Source organism: Candidatus Limnocylindrales bacterium (genome assembly GCA_035559535.1).
Lineage (GTDB): Bacteria > Moduliflexota > Moduliflexia > Moduliflexales > JAUQPW01 > JAUQPW01.
Map to the genome: position 1 here is coordinate 77,258 of DATMBG010000006.1, position 12,036 is coordinate 89,293.

The window sequence follows — 12,036 nt, forward strand, 5'->3', positions numbered from 1 at the left end:
ATCAGAAACAGCCAAAATCGAATCTGGGAAAAAAGGTTTTCTTAACCTGTGTGTTAGACGACCTGATAATCGACCTGCTTTAAGAACTAGCAATATACATACCATCCTGCGATAAGATAACTCCCCACCTATTCAATGTATCCCATTCCCTTAAGTCTTTCGCTGATCTCAAGGGTTTCTTCATCCGAGTAAGTGTCTACATCGGTTTTTTCCCATCCACCTCCTCCTACCTGACGGGTGCGAATAGGATTTTTCAGCCGGTAGGTATCCTGAAAAGCTTCCATCAGAACCCTTCCTTCTAAATCATCTGGAACCGGTACACCTAACAGATAGAGTATGGTGGAAGGAAGGTCTATAATGCGAGCTCCCTGAAGAGGAAAATTACGCTTGATCATGGGTCCCACCATCATAAGAATTCCTTGATCTCGATGGCTTCCTGTACGACCCGAGAAAAACTTAGGCTCACCGGGGGAATCCGGTTTCAACCGCGTAATCGGAGCTCGATCTTTAGAGTAGTAACTGGATCTACTTTGGTAAGAATATCCCCGATCCAGACTCCACTTGATTAAGAGATCTGGAGCCCTATGAACGTATTTACCCTGATAAACTTCTTCCCGTGTATAAACCTCTTCCACCACAGGTTGTTGAGTTTCAGGATCCTTCCACGCCTTCAGGAGCCGGATCACCCGTTGACGGATCTTTTCGTATTCCTCTCCCGGTTCGACAATTCCTTCCGGTTCTCTCCCTTTCAAATTGATCCAAATCGTCGGGTAGTAAGGTGTTTCTTCAGAATAAGCCAGGGTATTCTTCCAATCTATGGCAGAGAAGCGTAGCCAGGATTCCATTTTATTAACGATGTGGGTTCTTCGACGAAAAAGCTCTTTCTTAATGCGTGGAGGGATAGTTTTAAGGCCCCAATGCTTAGCCCAATTCAAGACTTTAGAAAATATACTTTGGAAAGAGGTTTTCTCACTGGAAGCGCGAAATTTGAGAAGTCCTATGCTTTCCAACCATCGATTCAGGTAAATGACCTTGTCTCCGGCCCCACCGAATCCGTGATCTGACATAAGAATAACCACGGTGTCTTCGGATATCATGCCGGTCAGTTCTCCAATAATACGATCCAGGGTCTGATAGACGGTGAGAACGGCTTTGGCACATTCCGGTGATTCATGGGGGTCGTGGAGAGGTGAGTTCGGATCGTGATACTTCCAGTAGTGATGGCCGATCAAATCCGATTCTCCAAACAAAATCATGAAGCAGTCCCAAGGTTCTCGCTGCAAAAGGTATTTCGCAGTTGCCGCTTTCCGTTCAATGGTCTTCAAAATAACGGGGAGTGCTTCTGCCGGGCGGCCTTCATTCATATATTTCATGATATCTGCCGAAATGATATAGCCTCCGATACTTCGTTTCAGCTCTTCGTAGAGTTCCGGAGGATACATAGAAGTAGGATCGGCCTCCGAAGCCACTCCCGGAGCATCAAAGCCACAAATCATAACCCCGTTAATTTCTTCAGGCGGATAAGTGACCGGTACTGCCACCACCCCAACACGCTTACCTGCTTCGCTGAGGATCTTCCAGATGGTTTTGCTCTGCCGACGTTTGGCATTGACGAACTCTATCTCGTAACTTCCCGGTTTACGCTCGGTAAAATCAAAAATACCATGATTCCCCGGGTTTTTCCCGGTCATAAAGGTTGTCCATGCCGGAAAAGTCATGGGAGGAAAGGTCGATTGTAATTCCCCATAGGATCCACGCTCCATAATTCTGGCTAAATTGGGCAATTTGCCTTCAGCCGCCCAAGGCCGGATTAAGTCGAAGGTTCCTCCATCGAGACCGATAATAAGTATCTTGTTCATGAAAAGAACGCCTCCTGGTTCATCACAGAATAAAGTGATTCAAAAATTATACAGTTTGGGGAAAGAAGGTAGCCGTTATCCTTACACCTTTTAGTCTGCTTTTTCAGGGAAATAGATGCATTTCGCAGACCGCCTCTATTTTAGCTATGCAAGATATAAACCGTTTCCTTCTACTTCTAAAAGTTCACAGGATCCCTGTTTTTCCCCTTTATAGCCCTGCGCGATCTGCCTCAATTCTTCTTTGTAAACCTCCTCCATGAGCCTTCTCGCCTTTCCCAGGTTATAAACCCCGGTTAAGCCTACCCTTTGTGCATTTAGTGCAGCCGCAGCGTGGGCAAACAAATTGGCCCGGAGAACGTCTGGCTCCTTTACATAGTAGGCCAGAAAAGCCGAAATGAAGACATCTCCACAGCCGGTGGGATCTACTACCTTTTCCAGAGGGACCCCTCGGGAGACGTAAAAATAGATGGTATTATCGGCATCTCGATAAACAAGCTGAGATCCTTCCGATCCAAGGGTAATCAATACCACCGAAACCCCCTGTCGAATCAGTTTTAATGCAGTCTGCAGATAGGGCTCTTCTAAAAGACTTGCCCCATCGGATAAGGTTCTGATTTCATTCTCATTCAGTTTAACGATATCTACCCGGTCTAACCACTTTCGCCAATCTGGAATAGGTCGGAAAAACTTGGTTCCATCCTCCTTTAAACCGGTACTGAGCCATTGAACATCCACACAGAGTAGCCCGGTTCTATGGGTTTTGAGGTAATTCAGGGCTTCCAGCGAAATATCCGATCCGGAGATAAAATTCACAAGTATGGCTTCTGCAGACAGACCCCCTTGGACCTCTGATAACGAAAGGGGAGAAACTCGACAGGCGAGTTTTTCTGTTCGGGTATTCACAGAGGTGTAAGTAATTACATTTTCGTTGGTTCCCCCCGGGTCCCTCTGGATGTGATCCAGCCGAATCTGGGGAAAAGGTTTACACAACGAGAGGATAGCTTCATAGTGATCCACTCCTATTTTGCATATCGGCAAGATGGTATCACCGGCAGGAAGGAGAGTAGCCAGGGACAGAACATTATAGAGAATTCCCCCAAAGCTTTGCTGGATCTTTCCATCGGGCAAAATGAGGGTATCGAGATTGATGGTTCCAATAACAGCAATATTCAACAGGTAACGCGAAACCGGGTTTCATGGGAACCTGGGAATAACCCGTTCTTTAGGGGACATGAAACGGAATTTCGCGGGAATGAGGAAATGACTCTTCTACTCTATTTTTCCGATTTTTCGTATAACTCGATAAGCACCCCTCCAGTACTTTTAGGATGTACAAAAGCAGCCCTGGTGGTTGGATTGACCTGTCTGGGAGTTTTATCAATGAGCTCAACACCCTGGGCGGCCATGGCATCTAGTGCCTTTTGAATGTCATCCACTAAAAAACAAATATGATGAATACCCTCTCCTCGCTTTTCAAGAAACTTCTGGACCCCTTTATTTTCTGGAGTCGGCTCAATAAGTTCCAGGTGACTCTCACCTACGGGAAAAAAAGCTGTCCGAACCTGATAAGTATCCACCTGATGAACCCCCTCCAGCTTGAGACCAAGGACTCTGGTATAAAATTCAACAGTCTTATCCAGATTTTTAACAGCGATTCCGATATGATCTATTTTCTTGAACATACCTGCCCTGTGTTTAGAGTCTTGAAGTAAGGGCCTATGGTTTGCCTGCCCCTACCTCAGGATTCGGTACGGATTGTTTTCTTTTTGAAATTAAACATAGGGGATACCCTCCGAAAGGTCAAGTACTTTTTCTTCGGAACAAGGTAGATTACTTTTCCCTCTGAAACGTGGTTGACACGTTCTATAAAAAACTACATAATAAAAAAGGATTTAATTCCTATATATCCCTTCCCTGCTATGTACGATAGAGTTATGGAATGGATCGAAATAAGCATCATGACTTCCCAGGAAGCTCAGGAGTTGATTTCCAATTTTTTAATGGATCTGGGTTCTCCTGGGGTGGTTTTGGAAGATAACTCTCCCCTACCTCCCTTCCCGGAGTCGGAGATAGACTCGAGGAAGGAAGTCAAAGACTGCCTCATCAAAGGCTATTTTCCCTTGAAAGTCGATCTCACGAAGGTAACCGATCAGGTCGGTAAATATCTGGCCCTGTTGGAGAGTAATCAGATTTCTGTAGGGGCTAAAACTTTGCAAACTCGGATTCTTCGGGAAGAAGACTGGGAGTCTAATTGGAAGAAATATTTTAAACCCTTTCCGGTTGGAAAGCGGTTGGTGATCAAGCCGTCCTGGGAATCCTGTGAGACAAAACCTGATCAGGTTGTGATCGATATAGATCCAGGAATGGCCTTCGGTACGGGAAAACATGAAACAACCCAGTTATGCCTGGAATTATTGGAAGAAAGTATATCTCCGGGTATTCGGGTACTGGATATAGGTACGGGCTCGGGTATTCTGGCCATAGCAGCCGCCAAACTGGGAGCCTCTCGAGTTTTAGGGGTAGAAATAGATCCCGTTACCATCCAGTATGCCCGAGAAAATTTAATTAAAAATGCCGTTCAATCTAAAATAACCTTATATTTAGGGTCTTTAGAGAGTCTGGGTCAGGTAGATGAACCCTTTGATCTGGTTCTTATGAATATAAGGCCCCGGGTGATTCTTTCCCTGGTAGAGCCTCTAAAGAAGTATTTAAAACCTGCAAGCCTTCTTATCTTATCTGGAATATTACAAACTGAAGAACAGGAATTTATAGAAGCTTTAAAAGAAAAATCACTGATTATAAAGGAACAAAAACTTAAAGGAGAGTGGATTGCTCTGGTTTGTATGCAAACATTCGCCTGTTAGCAATACACAAACTGAGAGTAGCTGTGCCCCTATTTAATACGAGCCATGGTGCAGAATCGGTTTTATGTAAATCCAAAATGGATCAGAGGAACAATGGTAACAATACGAGGTACAGATGTATGGCATATTACCAAGGTATTACGGTTTGGAGAAGGAGATCGGATTTACGTTTTTGATGGAACCGGAAAAGAATATTATGTGCTCATAACAGAAAAAACTCCCAAAGAAGTAACAGGCGTTATCCTCGAAAAAGAATATAAAAATGTAGAATCCCCTTTAAAAATTACCCTGGCTCAAGCCTTACCTAAGGCTGGTAAAATGGATTTGGTTGTGCAGAAGGCAACCGAACTGGGAGTCCATCGAATTATTCCTCTCAAAACAGAGAGGGTGGAAACTAAAATGGATATACGGAGCTTTGAATACAGGCGGGAACGCTGGCAACGGATTTCAGTAGAAGCGGCTAAACAATCCGGCCGGGTTATGATTCCCGAGATTGAACCGCTCATCTCCTTTGAATCGTTCTTAGCCAGGGATTTTGAAGGACTTAAGATACTTTTTTGGGAGGAAGAAAAAGAAATCAGATTCCGGCAAGTTTTGGAACAACAGAACGAAGTCCACGAAGTAATCGTTGTTATCGGACCCGAAGGGGGATTTTCCTCAGAAGAAGTAAAAAAAGCCAGGGAGAAAGGATTCTCCACTGTTTCGTTAGGGCCGAGGATCCTAAGGACGGAAAGCGTTTCGATTGTGGTGTTGGGAATTCTTCAATACGAATGGGGAGACTTTTAAGGGACGCAGGAATGTTGGGACATGGAGACGCGAAGAGTGAGGGACTTGAGGACCCAAGGAAATGTCCCTATGTCCCCTACTCTTTTAGGGATAGGTTTTTTCTAACCTAACCCCCTTCCCGGCGCGGGAAGGGGGAACTTGGGAATAACCTGAGTCCCAACTCTTCCCTTCTCCACGAGGGAAGGAGAGTCGGAAGGGTTAGGCCCAAAAAACCTACCCTTGTAAGCGTCCCCACGCCCCATGTCTCCGTATCTCGGTATCTCCGAGTCTCCGTGTTTCAACATCCCCGTGCCCCAAAGTCCCCGCATCCTCACAGCCGGGATTGCCCCTTCAAATCCTTTACATCTATGAAAGCGAATTTGGGATCTGCTGCTCGAATGTAAACTTCCGGTAATCCCAGTTCTTTACGGACTATATTGGTTCCTTGAACCAGGGCGACACACTTATAAAAAGCGATCCTTCGCGATAGACCTTCTCGACCGAACCCGCAATCGGTGCTGATGATTAACCGTTCCGGGGGGATATACTCCAGAGCTTTTCGAATCAGGTTGGCCACTACTTCTGGAGGTTCCACAACGGTATTGGTGTGACTGACCACACCGATAACGATTTTTTTATCGGTTTTATATTTACCAAAGAGAGGGAGGTCTTTTCCGCCTGTACTGGCACATTCAAAGGTAATAGCGTCGGCGTTCAACTGGAGAAGGTGAGGAAGTGCCCGTTCATAGCTGGGCCTTTCCCAAAAGACGGCTTGTTGATTTGGATTTCCCCAGCAGGTATGGGCCCAGATCTCAGCCTCTACTCCCTCAACCTGCCTGTTAAAGGCTTCTGTAAAAAACTCCAGGTCTTTCTCTGTAATGCCTGGATCCTGGGCAGCCATGTGGTGAGGGGGTTCTTCCACCTGAATTAAAGGACAGCCCGCTGCAGCTAACTCTTTTAATTCCTGGTTCATAATTTCGGAAAGTTCCAGGATAAGCTCTTTTACGGAAGAGTAATACTGATTCCAGAGCATCGAAGGGAGGATTTGCGCACTAATGGTTCCGAATTTTACCGGCTTACTGGTCAAGCGCTGAGCTACCTTCCAAAGAGCCGCATATTGTAGAGGTCCTCGGGTTACTTTATCCACAACAGCAGGAGGTTGATAGGCTTCTTGAACTTCCCATAAGATATGACCTGGACGATGTTTGAACGTAGTAGCCCAAACCGGTGAAGTATCGTAATGACCCTGGATTCCACCTAAACGTTCAAGAACATAGAAAAACCAGGATTTGCCTCCAACGGCCAGATCAAACCGCGAATCCCCATCGGTTACAATATCCAATCCGGCCCGCTCTTGCTCATTGATAATACAGGTAACGGCATCGATGTATTGTTCACGAAATATAGAATCTCCCAGGGCTACCTTAAAGGGACGCCCATTCAAACTTTTTGTGAACCAATAAGGTCGAGGATAAGATCCGGTCATGGTAGTAGGCAAGATCATGTCCTTGGTTACTTTTAGCACGGTAAGCTCCCTTCTGTAATGAAAGTAGGGGAGTATGGGAGTGTAGGAGTATAGGAGAGTCCCACTCCCATACTCCCATACTTCCCTACTCCCATACTCCCACCCCTACACTCCTTTTATCTCACAGCATATTTCTCGATGGCCTTCCGATCTAAAGTCAATCCCAGTCCAGGCTCTTCCGGCAGAATCAAATAACCCTCCTCAACTTTAAAGGGATTAACCATCAATTCATCAAACCATGGCATATACTCACAGATCGTAACATTGGGGGAGGCTGCTGCAGCGTGTGCAGTAAATTCGGTATAGATATGGGGAGAAACAGGTACATGGAAAGAATCGGCCAGAATGGCTGCTTTTCTCCATTCGGTGATTCCTCCCATCCGAGCCAGATCCGGCATGAGGATGTCGGCAGCTCGATGCTGCAACATCTGCAAGATTCCCTCCCGTGTATAGACTGTTTCCCCACTGGCCAGAGGCGTATCCACTGCTTCAGCAACCCGAGCACTTCCCTCTAAATCATTAGCCGGGACCGGCTCCTCATACCAATAAAGATTGTAGTCGGCCAGTCGTTTCCCCATTTCAATGGCATAATGAACCGTGAACCCTTGATTGGCATCCACAGAAAGAAGGATATGATCCCCGATAATCCTCCGAACGGCTTCGATTCGGTCCAGATCCTCTTTCATGGTTGGTTTCCCGATGCGCATCTTGAAGGCTTTAAATCCTTGACCTACAAATTCTTTGGCTTCTGCAATCAGATCCTCTTTGGAGTAGGACAACCACTGACCACCACTGTGATAGACCAGTAGTTTATTTCGGCACCCTCCAAATATTTTGTACAAAGGCATTTCTGCTAATTTTCCTATGATATCCCAAAGGGCCGTATCAATAGCAGACAGGGCCATTACCGGTAAACCGCTCCATCCCACAAAATTAATCCGCTTCCACATTTTCTCCCAAATTTTTTCCACAAATTCAACTTCCTCTCCGGTTACGACTTGAGCTAGATCCTCGACCATAGCCTTCAAAGCCCTGGTCTGATGCTGGCTAAAGGTAAATACCAAACCGAATCCTTCTATACCACTCTCAGTAACGGTTTCTACCAGGACCGTTTCAACTGTGTGGACCCGATGAATAGAGGTAGCCAATTCCCGTTTGAGGGGAAGAGATAACAAGGTAGTTTTAACCTGTTTTATTTTCATTCCACCATTCTCCCTTTTATAGATTCCTATTGGAACAGTTTTAGAATCAGGTATTCCCATACCTTCATCCCGAATATCTCTTTCTTATCCCACTTTATAAAAGCAAAATGATACACGAAAACTCAGTTTGGAGCAAGAAAAAAATAAGCTTTCTCTACAGAAACTTAACTTTTTGACAAGGGAGTAGAAGCAGTCTAAGAAACATAAATATCCGTTTTTTACAATGGTCGGGTCTTTGGACTTTCCTATTTTACAGGGCCTTTCAAGCAGTTCGCCCCATCTGAATCTCGCTCCACAACTCCCTCTGGTTAACCTGCTCTGTGGGAAACGACGATTCTACAATTTAACCCGGAAGAACTCCATATTTTGAGAGGAAGGTTAAACAGGACTCAACTCCTGAAATTTGCAGATGGTAAACAGATTCATTAAAGAGTAGGTCAAACGTCTCGTTTTTAAAGAGTAGTATACTGTTACTTTAATTTTGCTTAATGTTTAAGTGGTCCTCACCCCCGGCCCCTCTCCCACGCTGCGGGAGAGGGGAATCGGGGAGTGAAAGCAGTACTAGAAGGTCAAAATTAAGGTAACAGTGTAGTAGGTCAAACGTCTCGTTTGACATTTCGGAGATTTTATTCATTAAGGTCAAACGAGACGTTTGACCTACTCCTGAATCCCTATATCTCCAGCCTTAAGGGACCCGGTACCATAGGCTATCCGCTTCCCGGCTCCATCCACTATCAGAAAACTGATCATATCAGACTCTTCCTTGTTGTCTACAAGCATCAGCCAGAACCGACAACCGGGAATTTCCTCCTGATCCACGGTACAGGTTCCGGTAAGAAAAACAGTCGGTGTTACGGCTTTTCCCAGTGAAGTCAACTGATCAAAGCGGTCAACGGCGATTCTATGCCGGACTTGGGTATCATTCAATGTATACGCATCTATTTCCAGGTGATAGGGGAAATTCTGTATTTGACCTTGATGACACTTTACTTCTATGGTGACGGTAAATTCCCCCGAATGGTTCTCATCTTTTCTACTTGCAATACTCCCTATGGCTTTTCCCTGCACCAATTGATTTTTACAGGGTTGTATCTGGGGAATAGGTAGGGATTGAGCAGGGATAGAACGGTACGTGCTTAACAAAACCATAAGGGTAAGAACGACCACCCCCACGTTTCCCGCCCCGTGGACGGGAAAGATGATTGTCTTTGCCATGATCCGGTACTCCTTTCAGGTATGGGATCATAGAAAAATTTCTTCAGCAGGATCGCGCTGTAAAAATTTCAAAATTTCTCCCATGGAACCCTATGCCAAACATCTTTTCTATATTATTTCTATCTTTTGGTCATTACTATCCCGTTCCTTATGGAATTGTCAACTCTTTTTTGCATATAAGGTGAATAATGAGTGGCGAAATAGCCAATGACGGGTAGTTATCTTTATCCCATTCACTATTCTCCATAATCCCTCCCTTGAGGGGGAATGGGGCATAGGTCCCAGGATAAGAGTGAGATTTCTGAGGGGCTTCCCTTCCTGATCTTCCTTCCTTTGCAGGGGAAGGAACTTTAAGGCGAAGGTCCTTCCCCTGTGAAACGGGCTTATTTTTACCCACATTTTTCGATTTAGGAGGATGGGCTCAAAACGGTTAGTAGGTCAATCATCCCGGTTGACCCACCTTGCAAAAAGAGGAATTTTTCCCTCACGAAGGGGATTCGATACATTTCGCTACTCAACCAGCAAGATAGCTAAACCAGTTATTAATCCCCTGAAATGAAAAAATGTGGGTAATGGTTAGGTGAAACGTGGGAGGAACAGGGTGGGAGCGCTTTAACCTGGCACCTATGGAGGAATGAAGGGTGTATAGACAGAAAAACGTGATACCTATTAGATGGTTCCAGTTACCCATATTTTTTTATTTATTGACTTTTTACTTAAAAAAGCTAAAATCTCCCTGACTTCATTTATTAAGCCTGGAGTAGTCCGGTATTGGACTTTAGAAAAGTAAATAGTGATTAATTTAAGGATCAGGAGGTGTTTTATGACCGTTGGAAACAATACCCGGGGAATTACTCCCCCGACCCTTGAGGAGTTGAGTGCCATTGCCAGAGAATATCACATGAATCTCAGTCAAGAGGACTTAAAGGTCTTTCAAACGCTCATCGAAGGGTCCCTTGCCTCGTACAGAAGGATTGCCGAGATGGTGGAACCGAAGCTTCCGGTTAAGTACGATCGTAATCCGGGATATAGGCCCTCACCGCAGGAAAATCCCTTAAATGCCTGGTACTGGCGATGTTCGATTAAGGGAGCCGATACAGGGAAGCTGGTCGGTAAGAAGATTGCCATCAAAGACAATGTCTGTGTAGCCGGTATCCCGATGATGAACGGGTCTGCGATCTTAGAGGGTTATATCCCCGATGTAGATGCCACCATTGTAACCCGTATACTCGATGCCGGAGGTGAGATTATTGGAAAAGCCGTTTGTGAGGATCTATGTTTTTCAGGGGGTTCGCATACTTCAGCGACCGGCCCCGTCCGTAATCCCCATAATCCCAAGTACTCTGCAGGTGGATCCTCGAGCGGGAGTGCGGCTTTGGTTGCCCATGGAGATTGTGATATGGCCATAGGGGGAGACCAGGGAGGTTCCATTCGTATACCCAGTTGTTGGTGCGGAACCTACGGTTTAAAGCCAACCTACGGGCTGGTTCCTTATACCGGTATTTTTCCCATCGAGCAGACCCTGGATCATACAGGTCCCATTGCAATGACCGTGGAAAATGTAGCCCTTTTATTGGAAGTTATTGCTGGAGAAGATCCTCTGGATCCACGTCAGAGAGGGAAAATCGAGACCAAGCCTTATACCCAGGCCTTGACCGGCAATGTCAAAGATCTCAGAATTGGGATTGTTCAGGAAGGCTTTGGATGGCCGGGTGCTTCGGAAGAAGACGTAGACCGGGCGGTGAAGGAAGCGGCTTTTTCGTTGAGTAAGCTTGGAGCCCATGTTGAAGAAATCTCTATCCCCCTGCACCGAGACGGTATCCATATTTGGAACCCCATTGCCATCGAAGGGGCTACCCTCCAGATGATTCGTACCGATGGTATGGGACTCAATTGGAAAGGCTACTATACAACTTCTCTGGTAGATTACTATGGAAGGGGTCGGCGGGCATTGGCCGATCAATTTTCTGATACCACCAAGATGGTAATCTTAATGGGACAGTACATGGCCAACAAGTATTTTGGTCGTTATTATGGTAAAGCCCAAAACCTGGGTAGAGTGTTGAGGGCTGCCTATGACGATGCCTTAAAAAAGGTTGATTTGCTGGTTATGCCAACCCTTCCCATGAAGGCCATGCCTCTCATCGAGAATCCCACATGCGAGGAGTATTTTAAAACAGCCCTGGGAATGATCCAAAATACCTGTCCCTTTGATGTTACCGGCCACCCTGCGATGAATGTACCTTGTGCTAAATCCAATGGACTTCCTATAGGGATGATGCTTATCGGGCGTCACTTTGAAGATGATGTGGTTCTTCGAGCTGCCCATGCATTCCAACAAACGGGAATGTATAACCCATAGGGGTATTTAATACGATATACCTTAAACCCGGAATTAACCCGGATAACGGGAGAACTTGTAGGGGCACGTTGTAACGTGCCCCTTCGCTTTTTCTTACTTCCCCACTTTTATTCCTTGGCAATCTTGATTTCCACAATACGGTTTTGTGTAAGTAAAACCCTTCAATCGGTTCGAATTTTGTTTACCTCAATAAGCTTTAAACATGCTAATCGGGAAAAAGACCAACTCAAAGGCTTAAGGGGGT

General features: G+C 45.5%; 9 protein-coding genes. 3 read left to right on the plus strand and 6 right to left on the minus strand.

Translation table 11 applies throughout. The annotated features are described in order from the left end of the window. Window positions 1–128: 128 nt before the first annotated feature. From VNM22_01380 to mce, 3 genes are all read right to left on the minus strand, one after another. Window positions 129–1,859 carry an alkaline phosphatase family protein gene (locus VNM22_01380; protein ID HWP45788.1) on the minus strand — a complete coding sequence of 577 codons (1,731 nt, stop codon included), beginning with the start codon at window positions 1,857–1,859 and terminating at the stop codon, window positions 129–131. Between the two features lie 144 nt (window positions 1,860–2,003). Continuing rightward, complete coding sequence (locus VNM22_01385) at window positions 2,004–3,032, minus strand: carbohydrate kinase family protein (GenBank protein HWP45789.1); 1,029 nt, start codon at window positions 3,030–3,032, stop codon at window positions 2,004–2,006. 101 nt (window positions 3,033–3,133) lie between these two features. Continuing rightward, entirely contained in the window at window positions 3,134–3,541 is a 408-nt protein-coding gene (gene mce, locus VNM22_01390) for a methylmalonyl-CoA epimerase (protein HWP45790.1), read from the minus strand. A 252-nt stretch (window positions 3,542–3,793) separates the two neighbouring features. On the opposite strand from mce, the gene prmA reads away from it, so the two are divergent. Next, window positions 3,794–4,723: a 50S ribosomal protein L11 methyltransferase gene (gene prmA / locus VNM22_01395; GenBank protein ID HWP45791.1), complete on the plus strand. Its 930-nt coding sequence runs from the start codon at window positions 3,794–3,796 to the stop codon at window positions 4,721–4,723. Window positions 4,724–4,768: 45 nt separating this feature from the next. Beyond that, on the plus strand, window positions 4,769–5,509 hold the full coding sequence (locus VNM22_01400; protein ID HWP45792.1) for a 16S rRNA (uracil(1498)-N(3))-methyltransferase: 741 nt from the start codon (window positions 4,769–4,771) through the stop codon (window positions 5,507–5,509). Between the two features lie 310 nt (window positions 5,510–5,819). Here the strand turns inward: VNM22_01400 and VNM22_01405 are convergent, their stop codons facing one another. The 3 genes from VNM22_01405 to VNM22_01415 form a co-directional block, all read right to left on the minus strand. Next, window positions 5,820–7,013 carry a cobalamin-independent methionine synthase II family protein gene (locus VNM22_01405; GenBank protein HWP45793.1) on the minus strand — a complete coding sequence of 398 codons (1,194 nt, stop codon included), beginning with the start codon at window positions 7,011–7,013 and terminating at the stop codon, window positions 5,820–5,822. 116 nt (window positions 7,014–7,129) lie between these two features. Further along, window positions 7,130–8,215 (minus strand): mandelate racemase/muconate lactonizing enzyme family protein, encoded by a 1,086-nt coding sequence (locus VNM22_01410; GenBank protein ID HWP45794.1) that lies wholly within the window; start codon window positions 8,213–8,215, stop codon window positions 7,130–7,132. Window positions 8,216–8,872: 657 nt separating this feature from the next. Further along, window positions 8,873–9,430 carry a hypothetical protein gene (locus VNM22_01415; protein ID HWP45795.1) on the minus strand — a complete coding sequence of 186 codons (558 nt, stop codon included), beginning with the start codon at window positions 9,428–9,430 and terminating at the stop codon, window positions 8,873–8,875. Between the two features lie 823 nt (window positions 9,431–10,253). Between VNM22_01415 and VNM22_01420 the strand changes: the two genes are divergently transcribed. Next, window positions 10,254–11,792, plus strand: coding sequence for an amidase (locus VNM22_01420; GenBank protein HWP45796.1), 1,539 nt, complete (start codon window positions 10,254–10,256; stop codon window positions 11,790–11,792). Window positions 11,793–12,036: the final 244 nt, after the last annotated feature.